General features: G+C 70.0%; 13 protein-coding genes. 12 read left to right on the top strand and 1 reads right to left on the bottom strand.

Annotation, left to right across the window (positions count from 1 at the left end; translation table 11 throughout):
- Positions 1 to 6: 6 nt before the first annotated feature.
- The 6 genes from MAE01_RS02930 to MAE01_RS02905 all read left to right on the top strand — a co-directional run bounded on the left by MAE01_RS02930 (position 7) and on the right by MAE01_RS02905 (position 9,442).
- The gene (locus MAE01_RS02930) at positions 7 to 3,447 is read left to right on the top strand and encodes a bifunctional proline dehydrogenase/L-glutamate gamma-semialdehyde dehydrogenase (protein ID WP_371861756.1); all 3,441 of its coding nucleotides are present in this window, start codon (positions 7 to 9) and stop codon (positions 3,445 to 3,447) included.
- A 9-nt stretch (positions 3,448 to 3,456) separates the two neighbouring features.
- Positions 3,457 to 4,095 (top strand): FMN-binding negative transcriptional regulator, encoded by a 639-nt coding sequence (locus MAE01_RS02925; protein ID WP_147038056.1) that lies wholly within the window; start codon positions 3,457 to 3,459, stop codon positions 4,093 to 4,095.
- Positions 4,092 to 5,120, top strand: coding sequence for an ornithine cyclodeaminase (ocd, locus tag MAE01_RS02920; protein ID WP_147038055.1), 1,029 nt, complete (start codon positions 4,092 to 4,094; stop codon positions 5,118 to 5,120). The genes MAE01_RS02925 and ocd overlap by 4 nt, the downstream gene beginning before the upstream one ends.
- A gap of 30 nt (positions 5,121 to 5,150) precedes the next feature.
- Positions 5,151 to 6,626: an amidohydrolase gene (locus tag MAE01_RS02915; protein WP_147038054.1), complete on the top strand. Its 1,476-nt coding sequence runs from the start codon at positions 5,151 to 5,153 to the stop codon at positions 6,624 to 6,626.
- Positions 6,627 to 6,636: 10 nt separating this feature from the next.
- Positions 6,637 to 8,220, top strand: a complete 1,584-nt coding sequence (locus MAE01_RS02910) for an amidohydrolase (RefSeq protein WP_186806094.1) — start codon at positions 6,637 to 6,639, stop codon at positions 8,218 to 8,220.
- Positions 8,221 to 8,314: 94 nt separating this feature from the next.
- Complete coding sequence (locus MAE01_RS02905; protein WP_147038052.1) at positions 8,315 to 9,442, top strand: CaiB/BaiF CoA transferase family protein; 1,128 nt, start codon at positions 8,315 to 8,317, stop codon at positions 9,440 to 9,442.
- Between the two features lie 15 nt (positions 9,443 to 9,457).
- On the opposite strand, the gene MAE01_RS02900 is transcribed toward MAE01_RS02905, so the two are convergent.
- A complete protein-coding gene (locus MAE01_RS02900) occupies positions 9,458 to 10,936 on the bottom strand; it encodes a PucR family transcriptional regulator (protein WP_222591642.1) in 1,479 nt (492 codons plus the stop codon).
- Positions 10,937 to 11,009: 73 nt separating this feature from the next.
- Here MAE01_RS02900 and MAE01_RS02895 point away from each other — a divergent pair, with 73 nt between their 5' ends.
- Genes MAE01_RS02895 through MAE01_RS02870 form a run of 6 tightly spaced genes read left to right on the top strand, consistent with a single transcriptional unit; the run spans position 11,010 to position 18,977 of the window.
- Positions 11,010 to 12,116 (top strand): S-methyl thiohydantoin desulfurase family protein, encoded by a 1,107-nt coding sequence (locus MAE01_RS02895; protein ID WP_147038050.1) that lies wholly within the window; start codon positions 11,010 to 11,012, stop codon positions 12,114 to 12,116.
- The gene (locus MAE01_RS02890) at positions 12,113 to 13,687 is read left to right on the top strand and encodes a hydantoinase/oxoprolinase N-terminal domain-containing protein (RefSeq protein WP_147038049.1); all 1,575 of its coding nucleotides are present in this window, start codon (positions 12,113 to 12,115) and stop codon (positions 13,685 to 13,687) included. The genes MAE01_RS02895 and MAE01_RS02890 overlap by 4 nt, the downstream gene beginning before the upstream one ends.
- Positions 13,688 to 13,720: 33 nt before the next feature.
- On the top strand, positions 13,721 to 15,313 hold the full coding sequence (locus tag MAE01_RS02885; protein ID WP_147038048.1) for an ABC transporter substrate-binding protein: 1,593 nt from the start codon (positions 13,721 to 13,723) through the stop codon (positions 15,311 to 15,313).
- Between the two features lie 10 nt (positions 15,314 to 15,323).
- Complete coding sequence (locus MAE01_RS02880; protein ID WP_147038047.1) at positions 15,324 to 16,349, top strand: ABC transporter permease; 1,026 nt, start codon at positions 15,324 to 15,326, stop codon at positions 16,347 to 16,349.
- Between the two features lie 7 nt (positions 16,350 to 16,356).
- Complete coding sequence (locus MAE01_RS02875; protein ID WP_147038046.1) at positions 16,357 to 18,207, top strand: dipeptide/oligopeptide/nickel ABC transporter permease/ATP-binding protein; 1,851 nt, start codon at positions 16,357 to 16,359, stop codon at positions 18,205 to 18,207.
- On the top strand, positions 18,204 to 18,977 hold the full coding sequence (locus MAE01_RS02870; RefSeq protein ID WP_147038045.1) for an ATP-binding cassette domain-containing protein: 774 nt from the start codon (positions 18,204 to 18,206) through the stop codon (positions 18,975 to 18,977). The genes MAE01_RS02875 and MAE01_RS02870 overlap by 4 nt, the downstream gene beginning before the upstream one ends.
- Positions 18,978 to 19,044 lie beyond the last annotated feature (67 nt).

The following is a 19,044-nucleotide window of genomic DNA, read 5'->3' as shown; positions in this document are numbered from 1 at the left end:
AGCATGATGACCCAGACGACTGACGCAGCCACCGGCCACGCCGAACTCGCCGCTCTCGCCGACGACGCGATCGCGCTCGTGAAGCGCTGGCTGGAAGAGAGCCGCGAGGTGCCCAGCGACACCGCCGCGAAGCGTCTCGCCGGCGTTCTCAGCGACCCGAACGGCCTCGACTTCACCGTCGGCTTCGTCGACGGCGTCGTCCGCCCCGAAGACCTCAAGGTCGCCGCGCACAACCTGCGCGATCTCGCCCCGATCACCCCGAAGTTCCTGCCGGCAGCCCTGCGCGGCCTCGTCCGCCTCGGCGGAGCGCTGGCCCCTGCGTTCCCCGGCATCGTCGTGCCGATCAGCCGCAAGGTGCTGCGCGGCATGGTCCGCCACCTCATCGTCGACGCAACCGATGCGAAGCTCGGGTCGGCGATCCGCCGCATCCGCTCCGCCGAGGGCGTGCACCTGAACATCAACCTGCTCGGCGAGGCGATCCTCGGCGAGGAGGAGGCCGCCAGGCGCCTGGCCGGCACCCGTCGCCTTCTCGAGCGCGACGACGTGGACTACGTCTCGATCAAGGTGTCCTCGACCGTCGCCCCGCACAGCCCCTGGGCGTTCGACGAGGCCGTCCACCACGCCGCCACGGCGCTGGTGCCGCTGTTCCGCATCGCGAAGGCGCGTGGCAAGAAGTTCATCAACCTCGACATGGAGGAGTACAAGGACCTCGATCTCACCATCGCGGTGTTCACGAGCATCCTGGATCGTGAGGAGTTCCGCGACCTCTCGGCCGGAATCGTGCTGCAGGCATACCTGCCGGACGCACTCGGCGCGATGATCCGCCTGCAGGAGTGGTCGGCCGCCCGCGTCGCCGCCGGAGGCGCATCGATCAAGGTGCGCGTCGTCAAGGGCGCGAACCTGCCGATGGAGCGGGTCGACGCCGAGACCCACGGCTGGGACCTCGCCACCTGGCACAGCAAGGAGGCGTCGGACGCCTCGTACAAGGCCGTCCTCGACTATGCGCTGCGCCCCGAGCACGTGAAGAACGTGCGCATCGGCGTCGCTGGTCACAACCTGTTCGACATCGCCCTCGCGTGGCTGCTGGCCAATCAGCGCGGGGTGACCGACGGGATCGAGTTCGAGATGCTGCTGGGCATGGCGACCGCGCAGGCCACCGTCATCCGCCGCACGGTCGGCTCGCTGCTGCTCTACACGCCCGTCGTCCACCCGACCGAGTTCGACGTCGCGATCGCCTACCTGATTCGCCGCCTGGAGGAGGGCGCGTCGACGGAGAACTTCATGTCGGCCGTCTTCGACCTCGACGACGACCCCGAGCTGTTCGCACGCGAGCGTGACCGGTTCCTCGCATCGATCGCGTCGATGCCCACCGAGGTTCCCTCCGCGAACCGCACTCAGGACCGCAGCGCACCGGCGGTCGCCATGCCGGCCGACGGATTCGAGAACACCCCCGACACCGACCCGAGCCTGGGCGCCAACCGCGCCTGGGCCGACGGCATCCGCTCCCGCATGGCGGACTCCGTCCTCGGCGACGAGACCGTCGCCGGCAACACGCTGTCGGATGTCGCGGCGCTGGATGCCGTGATCGCCAGGGCAGCATCGGCGGGCGAGAGCTGGCGTGCACTGGGAGCCGACGGCCGCGCCGCGATCCTGCACCGTGCGGGCGAGGTGCTCGAGCAGCGCCGAGCCGACCTGCTCGAGGTGATGGGATCCGAAGCGGGCAAGGTGATCGAGCAGGGCGACCCCGAAGTCTCCGAGGCCATCGACTTCGCGCACTACTACGCCGAGAGCGCGAAGCGCGCCGAGGCCATCGAGGGTGCCACGCACCGTCCGGTGGGACTCACCGTCGTCACCCCGCCGTGGAACTTCCCCGTCGCGATTCCCGCCGGCTCCACGCTCGCGGCCCTCGCATCGGGTTCGCCGGTGATCATCAAGCCCGCCCGCCAGGCCCGGCGCTCCGGAGCAGTCATGATCGAGGCGCTGTGGGAGGCCGGCGTGCCGCGCGACGTGCTGCAGTACGTGCAGCTCGACGGTCGTGAGCTCGGTCAGAAGCTGATCAGCGATCCTGCCGTGGAGCGGGTCGTCCTCACCGGCGGCTACGAGACCGCCGAGCTGTTCCGCAGCTTCCGCCCCGACCTGCCGCTGCTGGCCGAGACGAGCGGCAAGAACGCCATCATCGTCACGCCGAGCGCCGACCTCGACCTCGCCGCCAAGGACGTCGCCTACTCCGCGTTCGGCCACGCCGGGCAGAAGTGCTCCGCAGCATCCCTGGTCATCCTCGTCGGCTCCGTCGCGACGAGCGAGCGGTTCCGCCGTCAGCTCATCGACGCCGTCGGCTCGTATCCGGTCGGGCAGCCGTGGGACGGCTCCAGCCGCATCGGGCCGCTCATCGGGCCGGCCGAGGGCAAGCTGCTCCACGCGCTGACCTCTCTCGAGCCCGGCGAGCGCTGGATCATCGAGCCGGAAAAGCTCGACGACGCAGGACAGATGTGGCGTCCCGGCATCCGTGAGGGCGTCGCCGCCGGCAGCCCGTACCACCTGACCGAGTACTTCGGTCCTGTGCTCGGCATCATGACCGCCAAGACCCTCGACGAGGCGATCGGGATGGTCAACGCGATCGACTACGGCCTCACCAGCGGCCTGCACGCCCTCGACGAGGACGAGATCGCGCAGTGGCTCGCCGGCGTCCAGGCGGGCAACCTCTACGTCAACCGTGGAACCACCGGCGCCATCGTGCAGCGTCAGCCCTTCGGCGGCTGGAAGAAGGCGGCCGTCGGTGCCGGCACCAAGGCCGGCGGCCCGAACTACCTCGTCGGCCTGTCCGACTGGGAGGATGCTCCGGTCACGGCCGACGCGCCCGCCGACGCCGTCTCGCGCAGCGCGCTGACCGCCGCGAAGGATGCCGGCGCCGACGTCGCCTGGCTGCAGGGCGCACTCTCGACCGACGCCACGGCCTGGACCGAGGAGTTCGGCGCAGTACGAGACGTCACGGCGCTCGAGACCGAGCAGAACGCGCTGCGCTACGACACCGTGCCGGTCACCATCCGGATCGAGAACGCGAAGCCCGCAGAGGCGATCCGCGTGATCGCCGCCGGCGTCCGCACCGGTGCGCGACTCAGCGTCAGCGCGGCAGAGGAGCTCCCGGCATCCGTCCGCTCCTGGCTGAGCGGGCTGAGCATCGGCGTCGCTGTCGAAGACGAGAAGGGCTGGGGTGCGCGCGCCGCGCGCCTGGCCGAGTCCGGCGGGCGCATCCGCCTGGTCGGCGGCGACGCCGCGACGACCGCCGGTCACACCGGCGGCTCTCCGGCCGTCGCAATCTACGCGGGTCCCGTGGTGTCGGCCGGACGGATCGAGCTGCTGCCCTACTTGCGTGAGCAGGCCGTGTCGGTCTCCTCGCACCGCTTCGGCACCCCGCACCGCTACGAGATCGCCGCACTCACCTCCTAGGAGACATCGATGAGACCCAACCCCGACTACGCGTTCGACGACGCCGAAGGAATCCGCGCCCTCGTGCGCGAGAATCCGTGGGCGACGATCGTCAGCTTCGTGCCGGGGAAGGGCCTCGTCTCGTCGCACTACCCGATCCTGCTCGACGAGGATGCCGACGGCATCGTGATCGTCAGTCACGTCGGCCGGCCCGACGAGCGCCTGCACGAGCTCGGGCAGCACGATGCGATGGTGATCGTGTACGGCCCGCAGGGCTACGTGTCGCCCAGCTGGTACGACACCTCGCCGGCCGTGCCGACCTGGAACTTCGCCGTCGCGCACCTGCACGGAACGCCGGAGATCCTCTCCGACGAGGAGAACCTGCAGGTGCTCGAGCGGCTCGTCGCCCACTTCGAGAATCCGCTCCCAGAGCCGTACCTGATGAACCGCACCCTGGAGAACGCCGACTACGCCGCCCGCATCGTGCACGGCACGGTGGGGTTCCGGATGCGGGTGGACCGGTTCGAGGCCAAGGAGAAGATGAGCCAGGACAAGCCGGCCGAGGTGGTCGACCGGGTCATCGACGCGCTGAAGTCGCCTGGACCTTATGAGAACCCGCGTCTCGCGGCGCGGATGTCGCACGTGCACGGGCGGGAGGAGAGCGCATGACCACGTTCGTCGGAGTCGCAGATCTCGTCCGGTGGGTCGCACGCACCGGACCCGAGCGGATCATGGCCGGGATGGCCGAGACGATCGAGGCGGACTTCCGCCGCTGGGAATCCTTCGACAAGACCGAGCGGATCGCCAGTCACACGCCGTTCGGGGTCATCGAGCTCATGCCGATCAGCGACCCGGACGTGTACGCGTTCAAGTACGTCAACGGGCACCCCTTCAACCCCGCTCGCGGGTATCAGACCGTCACGGCCTTCGGCGTGCTCGCCGACGTCCACAACGGCTACCCCGTGTTCCTGTCCGAGATGACTGTGCTCACGGCTCTGCGCACCGCCGCGACCTCCGCCATGGTGGCCCGCCACCTCGCTCGTCCCGACTCGCGCGTCATGGCGATGATCGGTGCAGGCAGCCAGGCCGAGTTCCAGGCGCTGGCCTTCCGTGCCGTCCTCGGCATCCAGACCCTGCGGATCTTCGACGTGGATGCCGCGGCGACGGAGAAGTTCGTCCGCAATCTGCGCCCGCTCGGGTTCGACATCACGGTCTGCGACTCGTCGTCGCAGGCGGCGTCCGGTGCGGACATCGTCACGACGTGCACCGCGGACAAGGCCGTCGCCGAGGTGCTGAAGGATGCCGACGTCACCCCCGGCATGCACATCAACACGATCGGCGGGGACTGCCCCGGCAAGACGGAGCTCGATCCGCGCATTCTCGAGCGGGGCCCGGTGTTCGTCGAGTACGCACCGCAGACCCGCATCGAGGGAGAGATCCAGAACGTCGCCGCCGACTTCCCCGTCACCGAGTTCTGGCGGGTGCTCGCCGGCACCGCCCCCGGCCGCACGTCGCCGGAAGAGGTGACGATCTTCGACTCGGTCGGCTTCGCCATCGAGGACTTCTCGGCGCTGCGGCATCTGCGCGCCGATGTGGTCGGCACCGATCTCGCTCGCGAGATCGATCTCGTCGCAGCGCCGGAGGACCCGAAGGACCTCTTCGGCTTCGCCACCGCACCCGTCCCCGTCGCCTGACGTTCCGCCGCACTGAGAGAATCGAGCATCATGACCGACCTGTCGCCCCTCACCCTGCGCGGAGCCCGCCGATACGGCGAGGCAGAGACCATCGACATCGTCCTGCGCGACGGGCTCATCGCCGCGATCGGCCCCTCCGGGACGGTCGAACCCGAAGGCGAGGTCGTGGATGTCTCGGGTCGCTGGATCGGGCCGGGCCTGTGGGACGCCCACGTGCACTTCACGCAGCACGTGATCCGCCGCAGCCGGGTGGATCTCACCGCCACCACCAGCGCCGCCGACGTGCTGGCCACCGTGCGCCGTGCACTCGACGAGGGGCATCCGCTGCTGAACGGCATGCTCATGGGCTACGGCTTCCGAGACGGTCTCTGGGGCGAGCCCGCCTCCCTCGCCGCGATCGAGGCGGCCGTGCCGGAGGTGCCGGTCGTCCTCGTCAGCGGCGACCTGCACTGCGGCTGGATGAACCGTGCGGCCGCCGCGCGCCTGGGCGTCGACCTCGACGAGACCGGTCTGCTGCGCGAAGGGCCCTGGATCGAGCTGCACCACGGTCTCGATCAGACCGATGCCCTGCCGCTTTCGGGGTACCGCGAGGCGGCGGATGCCGCGGCATCCCGCGGCGTGGTCGGCGTGGTCGAGTTCGAGAGCGCGGACAACGTCTCCCTGTGGCGCTCGCGAGTGCGCGACGGGGTCAACGCCCTGCGCGTCGAGGCCGCCGTCTGGCCCGACCGGCTGGAAGAGGTCATCGCAGCCGGATGGCGCACCGGCGACCAGATCGACGATCAGGGACTCGTGACCTTCGGCCGGCTCAAGGTCGTCGTCGACGGATCCCTCAACACCCGCACGGCGTGGTGCTGGGACCCGTACCCCGGCATGGACCCGTCCCACCCGCTCTCCTGCGGCATGGAGAGCGTCCCGGTCTCCGAGTTGCGCCGGCTGCTCGTGCGTGCGCGCGATGCCGGCATCGGCGCCGCGGTGCACGCGATCGGCGACCGCGCCAACACCGAGGTCCTCGACGCGTTCGCCGAACTCGGCATGCCCGGCGTGATCGAGCACGCGCAGCTGGTGCGCGAGGAGGACTTCGCGCGCTTCGCAGAGCTCGGCCTCGTCGCCAGTGTGCAGCCGGAGCACGCCATGGACGACCGTGACATCGCCGACCACCACTGGGCCGGCCGCACCGGTCGCGCATTCGCGTTCGGCTCGCTGCACCGTGCGGGCGCCGAGCTGCGCCTCGGATCGGATGCTCCGGTCGCGCCCCTCGACCCGTGGATCTCCATCGCCGCGGCCACCGCTCGCAGCCGGGACGATCGAGACGTCTGGCACCCGGAGCAGCGGGTTCCGCTCGACGTCGCGCTCGCGGCATCCACTCGCTCGACGCTCGAAGTCGGTCAGCCGGCCGACATCGTGATCACAGGTCGCGACCCGTACGCGTCCGATCGCGATGAGCTGCGCGACATGCCGGTGGCGGCCACGCTTCTGGGCGGCCGGTTCACGCATCGCGACATCTGAGGACGGGGCCATGGGCACGCAGCTGTTCACGAACGCGAAGGTGTTCACCGGAGCAGGAGAGGCGGAGTTCGCCTCGGCGTTCCGCCTCCGAGACGGAGTCGTGGACTGGGTCGGTGACGCCGCCGACGTCAGCGATCAGGATGCCGTCGATCTCGGCGGACGCACGGTGCTGCCCGGTCTGATCGACAGTCATACCCATCCGGCGCTCATGGCCGGGACGGCCGCGGCCGCCGAGTGCTTCCCGCCGGTGGTGACCTCGGTGGAGGATCTCGTCGAGGTCATGCGCCGGCATGCGGACTCGGTGACGGCTACCGGAGCGTGGATCCTCGGCCGCGGGTTCGACGACACCAAGTTCCCCGGACGCCGGATGCCGACGGCCGCCGATCTCGACCGGGTCTCGACCGAACGTCCGGTGCTCGTGTGGCGCTGCGACGCGCACTCGGCGGTGTGCAACACGAAGGCGCTGGAGATCGCCGGGGTCTCGGCATCCACTCCCGATCCGGACGGCGCGCGATTCGAACGCGACGCCGACGGCTCGCCCAACGGGGTGCTCACCGAGATCGCGGCCGTCGGCGCGGTGGCCGCATTCGTCCCGGCGCCCACCCGTGACGAGCAGATCGACGCGCTCGTCGCGATCGGGGAAGAACTCGCCTCCCGTGGCATCGTCGCGGTGTGCGATCTGCTCTCCAGCCGCATCGACGAGCCGCTCGCGACCTTCCGCGCGGCAGCCGACCGCGGCCTGCGCGCCACTGCGGCGCTGTACCCGGGCTGGGATCCGGAGGATCCGCTCGCCGACCTCGCACCCGCCGACAAGCAGGGGCAGATGCGGATCGCCGGCGTCAAGGTCGTCCTCGACGGCGCCTACTCGAACCGCACCGCCTGGGTCCACGAGCCCTATCCCGGTTCCTGCGATCACGGCCTCCGCCTGGTGGACGACGCCGATGTGCTCGCCGCGGGGGAGTGGGCGCGCCGCAACGGCGTCCAGCTCGCCGTGCACGCGATGGGCGATCAGGCTCTGGACCGCGTCGTCGAGCTGTTCGCCGATGCAGAGCCGTGGCTCGACGGCATCCCGTCGGTGCGCATCGAACACGCGACGATCGTCAGCGACGACTACGTGCGCCGGCTGCGAGAGGCGCGCATGAGCTTCGGCATCGCGACGCACACGGTGTTCTTCTTCGCCGAGTACGACGGCTATGAGAAGGCGCTGCGCACCGAGCAGGTGCCGGACGCCTACCCGATCGCGCGACTGTACGACGGCGTCGAGCCGCTCGCGCTGTCGAGCGACCGGCCGGCGACCGCCTGGAGCGGCGCGGATGACGTCATGCTGTCGATCGAGGCCGCCGTGCGTCGTCGAACCTACAACGGCGTCGACTTCGGCCCCGAGGCGGCGATCACCGTGCCGCAGGCCGTGCTGCTGTACACGGCACGGGCGCGCCTGCTCTCGCCGCTGGAGGGCGTCGGGATGCTGCAGCCGGGGTTCGACGGCAGCTTCGCCGTGCTCGAACGCGACGTGTTCACGGTGCCCGAGGACGAGATCGCGCAGGTGCGGGTCGCCGAGACCTGGATCCGCGGCGAGCAGGTCTTCGTCCGCTGATCCCGCCGAGTGTTCGGAGAGCCCATCCTTCGTCACGGATGCTGGACCGAACGACCATGTCTGCTGGCTCTCCTCGGCCGATAGCTTCGAGGCCATGTCATATCGCCCTCTCGCGGGCATCCGGGTGATCGACTTCACCCGACTGCTCGCCGGCCCCTACGCGACCATGACGCTCGCCGAACTCGGCGCGGACGTCATCAAGGTCGAGCAACCCGAGATCGGCGACGAGACGCGGCACTGGGGTCCGCCGTTCATCCACGGTGCGAGCGCCTACTTCCACGCGATCAACCGCGGCAAGCGCAGCATCGCGCTCGATCTCACGCGGCCGGCCGACCAGGAGATCGCGGATCGGCTGATCGGCACCGCCGACGTCGTCGTCGAGAGCTTCCGCCCCGGAGTGGCTGAGCGGCTGGGCATCGGCGCCGAGCACATGCGGGAGCGGCATCCACGTCTCGTCTATGCGTCGATCAGCGGCTTCTCGCAGACCGGGCCCCTCGCCGCCGAGCCCGGCACCGCAGTGACAGTCGAGGCGGAATCCGGCCTCATGCACGTCACCGGCTACGAGGGGGCAGACCCGGTGCGATCCGGCGTCGCGATGGTCGACATCGCCACCGGGATGTCGATGATCAACGGCGTGCTCGCCGCGCTTCTCGAACGCGAGCGCACCGGTCAGGGGCGGCGGCTCGAGTTCTCGTTGTTCGCCACGGCGATCAGCTCGCTGGGCACGGTCATCGCTGCGACGTCCGCGGGCGGTCCGCCGTCGAAGCCCTGGGGCAGCTCGCACCCGTCGATCGTGCCGTACCGCTCCTTCGAGGCATCCGACGGGCACGTCGTGCTCGGCGCCACGAACGATGCGATGTTCGCACGGCTCGTCGCCGCGCTCGACCTGGCCGACACACTCGGCGACGAACGCTGGCGACGCAACCAGGCGCGCGTCGCCGGACGCGAAGAACTGGAGGCGATCGTCGGCTCACGCGTGGCGGCGCTTTCGCTGGACGAGGTCGTCGAGCGGCTGGGGGCCGCCAGGGTGCTCGTCGCCCGCGTGCGCACCCCGGAGGATGCGGCGCACGGCGCGCATGCGGCATCCCTCGGTCTGGTCTTCGACGACGACGGAGTCTCGATCGCCCGCTCGGCCCTCGGTACCAACGGCACGCCCAGGCTCGACCGCGCCCCGGCCCTGGACGAGCACGGCGCGACCCTGCGCGCGGAATCCGCCATCTGAAAGGAGCCGGATCGCTCAGCCTGCGCCGAGCAGGCGCACCCGGCACGCGAGCTCCACGGCGAAGCGCACGTCGGGATCGTCGAGGTCGATGCCCAGCAGCTCGCGGATCTGCCGCATGCGGTAGCCGACTCCGTTCGGGTGCAGCATGAGTTCGCGACCGGTGTGCACGAGCGAGCCCTCGTGCGCGAGATACGACTGCAGCGTGCGCACCGCGGTCAGCGCCCGCTCCGCGCCCAGCTCGTCGAGTGGACGAAGGATGTCGTTCAGCAGGTCGCGGCTGATCGGCGATGCGTACACGTCCAGCAGCACGCGTCGCAGACCCGTCACATCCGTCAGCTCAACGCCGCCGCGCCGCCCGGCCGCGATGGCGGATTCGGCGGCGATGCGGGCCTCGGCGGCGGACTGGCGCAAACCGGTCGCCCCGAGCTGCGGCGTACCCAGCCCGACGGTGTATTCCCACCCGCTGCCCGCGAGCAGATGAGCCTGCTCCTTGATGCGCACGGCCACCTCGCGCACTCGTCGCTGGTGGTCCGGGGCGCCGTGTTCCTCGGTGCACACGAGCATCAGGTCGTCCTGCAGGAACGCGAAGTGCCACATCTCCGGCCTCTCCTCGACGAGCTGCAGCGCGAACAACTCGAGGGCCGGCTGGACCGTGCGCGGAGCGCGGTCGTGCACGGCGGATGGATTGGCCGGCGCGAGCCACGCGACGACGTGGGAGAGCTGCAGGGGGAGGCCCAGGTGGGCCGCGCGCCCGACGAAGCCCTCCACGCGGGAGGAGTCGGTGAGCACGAGTTCGATCAGCAGATCCGCCCTCGACTGCGTCGGCGCGAAGCGGTCGCGGCTCTGACGCTGCGCGGCGCGCGAGAGCAGGGCCGCGACGACCGGGATCGCGACCTCGGTGGCCGGGTCCGGCGATGCGGCCGTGAGACGACCGATCGGCACCTCCCCGATGCAGACCGCATCCCGCTCGGACCACTGCACGGTCGGATCCTCGACGACGGACAGCGTGGTGCCCAGCGCGCGGGACGCCGCGGCGAGGATGCCGTCGCTGGAGGCATCGTCGCCGGCAGCAGCCTCGGTTGCGCGCTCGACGGCCTGCGCGCCGCGCATCATGGCCTCCGAGGCGCCGCCGGCGACGGCACGGTCGATCGCCTTGGCGAGCTCGGCGGCGTCGGCGTCAGGCGCGCAGAACACCGGGACGCCGCCGCGCGCGGCGAGCGCGGCTGCCGTCTCCGCGAGGGCGAGATCGATCGTGAACACGATGCCGGCCAGGCGCCGAGCGCTGGCGCGGCGCAGCGCGACGTCGATGCGGAACGGTGCGGGCTGCTCTTCGCCGGTCAGGATCAGCAGAGCACCGGCGGGAACCGCGTCGAGCCGGTCGAGGGTGCCGAGGTCCACGCGATCGATCGAGCGGTCGTCGATCGGGCCGGCCAGATGCCGCAGGCCGAGCCGTTCAGCCGCCGAGTCGAGGTCGCGGATCAGGTACTGTGCCACGAGCACAGTCTGGCAGGAAACAGTGGATCCGAGGCACATTGTTCCCCTGCAGCCCTCTCCGTAACGTGGGGGCATGGCAAAGACATCCCCGCCGGCACAGGTCGGCGAGCGCATCACCGAGATCACCCCCGACGACATCGCCGCTCTCGGCGTCGGAACGGCGATCTTCGGCACCGGCGGCGGCGGCGAGGTCTACAGCGCACAGACCATGGTCGAGCGGGAGCTTCGCGAGCACGGCCCGGTGCGTCTGGTCTCCGTCGACGATCTGGGTCCGGACGACGTCGTGATCCTGATGTCCGGCATCGGCGCGCCGACGGTCGGAATCGAGATGCTGTCCTCGAAGGGGCAGATCCATGCACTGCTCGAGGAGGCGGAGCGACTCATCGGCCGACCCGTCACCACGCTGATGGCCGCAGAGATCGGCGGCAGCAACGGCGTTCGCCCCATCGGCTGGGCGGCGAGACTCGGACTGCAGGTGCTCGACGCCGACGGCATGGGACGTGCATTCCCGGATGCCTCGATGATGGCCATGAACGTCGCGGGAGTGCACTGCGACTGGGCCGTGCAGAGCGACGTCGTCGGCAACATCACGGTCATGAAGACGGTGGATCTGCACTGGCTGGAGCGTCACGCCCGCGCCCTCACCGTCGCGAGCGGCTCGATCTGCATCGGCGCGCACTACCCGATGACCGCCGACACCGTTCGCGGCGCCGTCATCGAAGGCACCGTGAGCGCCGCGATCCGGGTGGGCCACGCACTCCTGAACGCATCGGACCCGGTCTCAGCGGTCGCGGCCGAACTCGACGCCAGAGTGCTGCTGAGCGGCAAGATCACCGATCTCGACCGCCGCACGGTCGGCGGATTCGTCCGGGGATCCGTGACGATCACCGGAACAGGAGACGACCGCGGTCGGCTGCAGCGTCTGGAGCTGCAGAACGAGAACCTCCTCGTCCTCGAGGACGGCGAGGTGCTCGTCAGCGTGCCGGACCTCATCACGATCATCGACGCCGAGACCGGCCACGCCATCACGACCGAGATGCTGCGCTTCGGACAGCGCGTCTCTGTCCTCGCCTGGCCCTGCGACCCGATCTGGCGCACGCCTCGCGGGCTCGAGCTCGCCGGCCCCGCCGCGTTCGGCTACGACCTTCCCTACACGCCCTTCGAAGGAGCAGCCCGATGAGCGCCCGCGACCTCTCCCTCGGCGTCGACGTCGGCGGCACGAACACCGATGCCGTCATCCTCGACGGATCGGGCGCCGTCCTCGCCCACACGAAGCAGCCGACGAGTGACGACGTCACCGGCGGCATCCGCGTGAGCATCGCCGACGTCCTTGCGACGGTCGGCACGGATCGCAACCGCGTCTCGCGCGTCATGCTGGGCACCACGCATGCGACCAACGCCATCGTGCAGCGTCGCCGCCTCGACCGCGTCGCGATGATCCGGCTCGGAGCCCCCGCGGCGACGGAGTACCCGCCGCTGACGGGGTGGCCGCAGGACCTCGTCGACATGGTGCTGGCGGACTCCGCCATGCTCGGCGGCGGGCACATGGTCGACGGCACGCCGATCTCGCCGCTCGACCGCGACGGCATCCTGCGCTTCGTCGACGGACTCGACCACTTCGATGCGATCGCGGTCGCCGGTATCTTCAGCCCGTCCTCGCCCGAGCAGGAGCTCGAGGTCGCGGAACTGCTGCGCGGACACCTCGGCCCGGACGCCAGGGTGTTCCTCAGCCAGGACATCGGCCCCACCGGTCTTCTCGAGCGCGAGAACGCCACCCTGCTCAACGCCGCGCTCTACAGCGTCGCGAGCTCGGTCACCGAGGCGCTCGTCACGGTCGTCGCCGAAGAGGGCCTCGACGCGGTCACCTTCTTCGCGCAGAACGACGGCACCCTGATGTCGCTCGACTACGCCACGCAGTACCCCGTGCTCACCATCGGATCCGGGCCCGCCAACTCGATCCGCGGTGCCGCGTACCTGTCCGGTCACGACGACGCGATCGTCATCGACGTCGGCGGCACCACCAGCGATCTCGGCGTCGTCGTCGGCGGGTTCCCACGCGAATCCACGCTGCCGCGCGAGATCGGCGGAGTGCGCACGAACTTCCGGATGCCGGACGTGCTCTCCGTCGGCATCGGCGGCGGAACCATCGTCGACGTCGCGACAGGACGCGTGGGGCCGGAGTCGGTCGGCTACCGGATCAACCGGGAGGGGCTGCTCTTCGGCGGATCGACGCCCACGCTCACGGATGCCGCGGCACTCGGCGGTCGTTCGGTCGCCGGCAGGAGCCTGCCGGCGCTGCCCGGCGCGACATCGCAGGCGCTCGAGCGCGCGTGGGAGGTCGTCGCAGACCGGCTCGACCAGGCCGTCGAGCGGCTGTCGCTCGGACGCGTCGACATCCCGCTGGTGGTCGTCGGCGGTGGAGGCTTCCTCGTGCCCGACCGCCTCCCCAGCGCCGGCGAGATCCTGCGACCCGATCATGGCGGCGTGGCCAACGCCGTCGGGGCCGCCATCTCCCTCGCCGGCGGACGCGCCGACCACATGGCGTCGATGGAGGACCGCGAGGACGCCATCGCCCAGGCATCCGAGGCGGCCATCGCCAAGGCGATCCAGGCAGGAGCCGATCCGCTGGAGGTGTCCGTGGTCGAGATCCTCGAGACGCACGTGCCCTACACCGCTCGTCCGACCGTGAACGTCAGTGTGAAGGCGGCGGGCCCCCTCGCAACTCTCACCGCCGACGTCGCCGTCGGCTGAACCTCGCACCACCACCCGAATGAGGAGATTGCAATGAAACGCAGTATCGCAGTACCGGTAGGCGCCGGACTCGTCGTCCTCGCGATGACACTGGCGTCATGCTCGGGTTCCACCGGCAGCGCATCGCCCGATGAGGGCGACTACGTCTCCGGAGGAACCTTCCGTCAAGCCCTGTTCCCCGAGGTCGGCAGCATCATCCCGATGAGCGCCACTCAGCCGCAGGAGATCCAGATCGTCACGTACGCCTACGAGACGCTGATCTACACCGACAAGGAGGGCGAGGAGTTCCCCTGGCTCGCCGAGTCATGGGAGCTCGGTGACGACGGCACCTCGGTGACCTTCGAACTCAAGGACGGCGTGACCTTCCACGACGGCACCGAGTTCACCGGCGAGGTCGCCGCCGCCAACATCAACTTCCACGCCGACCCCGCCAACACCACGACGCTGGCCGATGTGCTGCCCGCCGGCATCCAGGCCACCGGAAGCGGATCGACCCTCGAGGTGAGCGCCGACGCGTCCGACCCGTTCATGGCCAGCATCCTCGGGAGCATCCCGATGGTCGCCGAGGCAGGGCTCGCCGACCCCGGCAGCCTGGAGACCGCATCCAACGGCACCGGGCTCTTCGAACTCACCGACGTCGGAGCGGATCTGTACACGTTCGAGGCCCGCGACGACTACACCTGGGGGCCCGACGGCATCACCTCCGAGACCGAGGGGCTGCCCGACAAGCTCGAGATCAGCGTCGTCACCGACACGTCCACACGGGCGAACCTGATGCTCTCCGGAGAGGTCAATGCCGCAGCTGTCGAGGGTCCCGACCAGGAGCGCATCGAAGCGGCAGGCCACGAGTTCGCCGGAACCATCAACCCGATCGGGCAGATGCTGTTCAACGAGCGCGAGGACCGTCCGACGCACGATCCGCTGGTTCGCGAAGCGCTGATCCTCGGGTTCAACCACGAGGACACCGCCGAGGTCGTCTCGGGCGGGCGGCCGGAGGAGCTGACCTCCTGGATCACCGACGCTCCGTTCACCTGTTACAGCGAGGAGCCCGTCTGGGATCGTCCGGCATCCGACCCGGAGCGCGCCGCCGAGCTGCTCGACGAGGCGGGATGGACCGAGGGCTCCGACGGCAAGCGCAGCAAGGACGGCCAGTCGCTCGACATCAACTTCATCTACGACGCCACCTCCACCGCCCACTCGTCTGCGGCCGAGCTCGTGGCGGAGGACTGGGACGGACTCGGCATCACGACGAACCTGATCGCGATGGACGGCGCCGGCTGGTCGGAGTACCTGTACGAGACGTTCGACTACGACACCGGCTGGATCCAGATCGGTGTCGGCAGCCCCGTCACGCAGGACCTCTTCTACGGCGGAGCCTTCCCCGAGGACGGCGGCCTGAACTTCATGGGCGTCTCCGACGAGGAGTACAACGGCTTCGCAGACCAGGCCCGTGCCTCGGCGGACGCCGATGAGGCCTGTGGCTACTGGCAGGAAGCGGAGAAGGTCGTGGTGGAGAACTTCCACACCTTCCTGCTCACCGGGACGATCCGCCCGACGTACATGTCGGGTGCGACCTTCGAGATCACCGACTACCTGCAGCCGGTGACGATCCGCATGACGGAGTGAGCGGGCGGCGATGACCACGACACAGGCTTCAGAGAACCGGCCGCCGGCGACGGCGCGCCTGCTCCAGCTGCGAGAGCTGCAGCAGCGGCGCTCGCCGCGCACCGATTTCGCCATCCGCAGGATCGGGCGACTGATCGTGAGCCTGCTCGTCGTGATCCTCGCCGCCTTCTTCCTGATCCATTTCGTGCCGGGCGATCCGGTCCGCGCGGCTCTCGGCCCGACCGCTCCGGTGAGTCTGGTCGAGAGCACCCGCGCGGACCTCGGTCTTGACAAGCCCGTCCCGCAGCAGCTCCTCGACTACCTCGGGGGACTGCTGCGGGGCGACCTCGGCACCTCGATCCAATCCGGGTTGTCGGTCACCGGGACGATCGTGTCCCGCTTCCCGACGACGCTCAGCCTCGCCGCTCTCGGCTTCGCCGTCGCCGTCATCGGGGCGCTGCCGATCGGCATGGGTGCGGCGCTGCTGGCCAGGACCGGACGCGGACGCGCCGCGAACAGCGGCATCTCAGGCGTGCTCGGCGTACTGATCGCCGTGCCCGACTTCCTGCTCTCGGTCGGCCTGATCGCCCTGTTCAGCATGTGGCTCGGCCTGTTCCCGCCGGCCGGCTGGGGCGACATCGACAACGCCGTGCTGCCCGTGCTCGGCCTGGCCCTGGGGCCCATGGCGTACCTGGCACGGATCGTGCAGGTCGAGATGATCCGCGTCCTCGACTCGACGTACATCGCCACGGCCCGCGCGAAGCGCCTGCCGCAGCGGCTGATCCTGCTGCGGCACGCTCTGCCGAACATCGTCACGGCGACGCTGACGGTCGGCGGACTGCTGCTGTCGGGCCTGGTGGCGGGAACGGTCATCATCGAGACCGTGTTCGCGATCCCCGGAACCGGCAGCACGCTGGTCTCGGCGGTCGGCACCAAGGACTACCCGATGGTCCAGGGCATGGTGCTCGTCTACGCGACCATGGTGCTCGCCGTGAACCTCGTCGTCGATCTGATCCTCATCACGATCGACCCGCGCACCACGATCGCAGAAGGGTGAGCCCGAGATGACGACGTTCGTTCCGCGCAATCCGAAGACGTCCCTCGCGGGAGGTGCGACCTCGAAGCCGCGTCGCCGTTCACGCTGGCTGAGCCTCACCGGCATCGCCGCACTCGTCGGCATCGCCGTCCTGCTGGTGATCGCCGTTATAGGGCCCGACATCTGGACTCAGGCGGCATCGGAGCGCAACATCGCGGAGCGCTGGTCCTCCGCCAGCCTCGCCCACCCGTTCGGCACCGACGACATCGGACGCGACATCTTCGCCCGTGTCATGGTCGCCACGCGGCTGTCGCTTCTGCTGACGATCGGCGCGACGGCGATGCTCGTCGGTGGCGGGCTCATCATCGGTCTCACTGCGGCGATCCTGCCCCGGCCGGCCCGCCGCGCCCTCATCTGGGTGATGGACATGCTGCTGGCCTTCCCATGGCTGCTGCTCGTGCTGTTCTTCACGGTGATCTGGGATGCCTCGGCGACGGGGGCGATGCTCGCGATCGGCCTGGCGGGGATCCCCAGCATCACGCGCCTGGTCTACAACATGGCTTCCTCCGTGGCCGACCAGGACTACGTGCGCGCCGCCCGCGTGGTCGGGGTGGGGCCGGTCGGGATCATGTTCAAGCATGTGCTCCCGAACATCGCCAATCCGCTGCTCGTGCAGTCGGCAGCGTCCGCGAGCGTCACTCTCCTCTCGTTCGCCGGACTCTCGTTCCTCGGGCTCGGCGTCCAGGCCCCCGCGTACGACTGGGGGCGGCTGCTGAACGAGGGGCTCGGCCACCTGTACACCAACCCGATGGCGGCGGTCGGGCCCGGCATCGCCATCGTCTTCGCCGGTCTGGTCTTCACGATGATCGCCGAGACCGTCGCCGATCAGCCGGGCCAGGGAGTTCGCGCGGTGGCGCGGACCGGGCGCGGCGCAGCGCTGGCCGGTATCGCGAAGCGCCCTGCTCCCGCTCCGGCTGCGGGCCCTGACGACGACACGAAGCCGCTCGCAGAGGTGCGGCAGCTGCGCGTGGCCTTCCCCGACGGGGACGGCGGCGTGGTGGAACGCGTGCGCGGCGTGGATCTCAGCGTGCGAGCGGGCGAGATCGTCGGGATCGTCGGCGAGTCCGGATCGGGGAAGTCGCTGACCGCGATGGCGCTGGCCGGTCTGCTGGATGCCTCGGCGATCGTCACGGCGGAGGAACGGCGCTTCGACGACATCGACATGGCTGGCCGCCTCGGCCCGACCGCTCGCAAGCGGCTCGGCGTCGAGCTCGGCGTGATCTTCCAGGATCCGCTCACGTCGCTGAACCCGGCGCTCACGATCGGACGCCAGCTCACGGAGGTGCCGCAGCAGCATCTGGGGATGAGTCGTTCCCAGGCGCGTCAGCGCGCCGTGGAGGGGCTGGATGCCGTCGGCATCCCGAACCCCGCCGAACGCCTCCGCGACTATCCGCACCAGTTCTCCGGCGGGATGCGCCAGCGCGCCATGATCGGCATGGCCCTGACCGGGCATCCGCGTCTGATCATCGCCGACGAGCCGACCACGGCGCTCGACGTGACAGTGCAGCGCCAGGTGCTCGGCGTGCTGCGCCGCGCACAGCGCGCGACCGGCGCCGGCATCGTCTTCATCTCGCATGACATCGCACTCGTGTCCGGCTTCTGCGACCGCGTCGTGGTGATGAAGGACGGCGAGATCGTCGAGCAGCTGGATGCCGCGCGCATCAAGGAGCAGGCGACGCATCCCTACACGAGGGGCCTGATCGCCTGCCTGCCGGACATGCACTCCGACCGCACCAGGCCGCTCCCGGTCATCGGCGACGAACTGCCTACCGACCCGGAACCCGAACCCGCTCCCGCACCGGTGGAGGTGTCGCTGTGAACGCACTCGAGATCGAGGATCTCCAGGTCAGGTACGGGCGCCGCGAGGTCGTCTCCGGGGTGTCTCTCGAAGTGCCTGCAGGGAAGACGCTGGGGCTGGTCGGCGAATCGGGCTCGGGGAAGTCGACCGTCGCCAACGCTGCGGTCGGACTCGCGCCGATCCACGCGGGCGACATCCGCGTGCACGGCGTGAGCTCGGTCGGAAGACGTCGCTCGGCGAGGACCGCGCGCCGTCGCATCCAGATGGTGTTCCAGGACCCGTTCTCCGCACTCGACCCCAGGATGCCGATCGGTGAGTCGATCGCCGAGGGCCTCACTGCGGCGGATCGTGACCTGTCCCGGACGGCACGTCGCGACCGCGTCGCCGAGCTGCTGGAGCAGGTCGGCATGGATCCTGGGCGCGCGGGCGAGCTTCCGAAGTCGTTCTCCGGCGGACAGCGTCAGCGCATCACGATCGCCAGGGCGCTCGCCGGCGAACCAGAGATACTCATCGCCGATGAGGTCACCAGCGCCCTGGACGTCTCCGTGCAGTCCACGGTGCTGAATCTGCTGCGCGACCTGCAGCAGCGCCTGGGACTGACGATGCTGTTCATCTCTCACAACCTGGCGGTGGTCAGGTACGTCAGCGACGACATCGCCGTGATGCGCGACGGGCACATCGTCGAGTACGGGCCGACGGACGAGCTGCTCGCCGCCCCCGCGGAGCCGTACACGATGGAGCTGCTGGAAGCCGTCCCCGTGCTGGGCGAACGAATGGTGCTCAGCGACTGAAGCCGCCTGCGCCCGGCCTGGGTGGTTCGTACGACGGATTCAGCCCACTGTGTGACCGGCGCACATT

This window comes from Microbacterium aerolatum, assembly GCF_007988825.1.
In the GTDB taxonomy this organism is placed as follows: domain Bacteria; phylum Actinomycetota; class Actinomycetes; order Actinomycetales; family Microbacteriaceae; genus Microbacterium; species Microbacterium aerolatum.
This window is presented reverse-complemented; position numbering and strand designations above follow the sequence as displayed.

What these genes read in the sequence shown, in the direction of transcription:
- MAE01_RS02895 (WP_147038050.1), top strand. Translation starts at nt 11,010, where the DNA reads ATGGCAAAGACATCCCCGCCGGCACAGGTCGGCGAGCGCATCACCGAG.
- MAE01_RS02915 (WP_147038054.1), top strand. Translation starts at nt 5,151, where the DNA reads ATGACCGACCTGTCGCCCCTCACCCTGCGCGGAGCCCGCCGATACGGC.
- MAE01_RS02890 (WP_147038049.1), top strand. Translation starts at nt 12,113, where the DNA reads ATGAGCGCCCGCGACCTCTCCCTCGGCGTCGACGTCGGCGGCACGAAC.
- MAE01_RS02910 (WP_186806094.1), top strand. Translation starts at nt 6,637, where the DNA reads ATGGGCACGCAGCTGTTCACGAACGCGAAGGTGTTCACCGGAGCAGGA.
- MAE01_RS02930 (WP_371861756.1), top strand. Translation starts at nt 7, where the DNA reads ATGACCCAGACGACTGACGCAGCCACCGGCCACGCCGAACTCGCCGCT.
- MAE01_RS02905 (WP_147038052.1), top strand. Translation starts at nt 8,315, where the DNA reads ATGTCATATCGCCCTCTCGCGGGCATCCGGGTGATCGACTTCACCCGA.
- ocd (WP_147038055.1), top strand. Translation starts at nt 4,092, where the DNA reads ATGACCACGTTCGTCGGAGTCGCAGATCTCGTCCGGTGGGTCGCACGC.
- MAE01_RS02880 (WP_147038047.1), top strand. Translation starts at nt 15,324, where the DNA reads ATGACCACGACACAGGCTTCAGAGAACCGGCCGCCGGCGACGGCGCGC.
- MAE01_RS02875 (WP_147038046.1), top strand. Translation starts at nt 16,357, where the DNA reads ATGACGACGTTCGTTCCGCGCAATCCGAAGACGTCCCTCGCGGGAGGT.
- MAE01_RS02925 (WP_147038056.1), top strand. Translation starts at nt 3,457, where the DNA reads ATGAGACCCAACCCCGACTACGCGTTCGACGACGCCGAAGGAATCCGC.
- MAE01_RS02885 (WP_147038048.1), top strand. Translation starts at nt 13,721, where the DNA reads ATGAAACGCAGTATCGCAGTACCGGTAGGCGCCGGACTCGTCGTCCTC.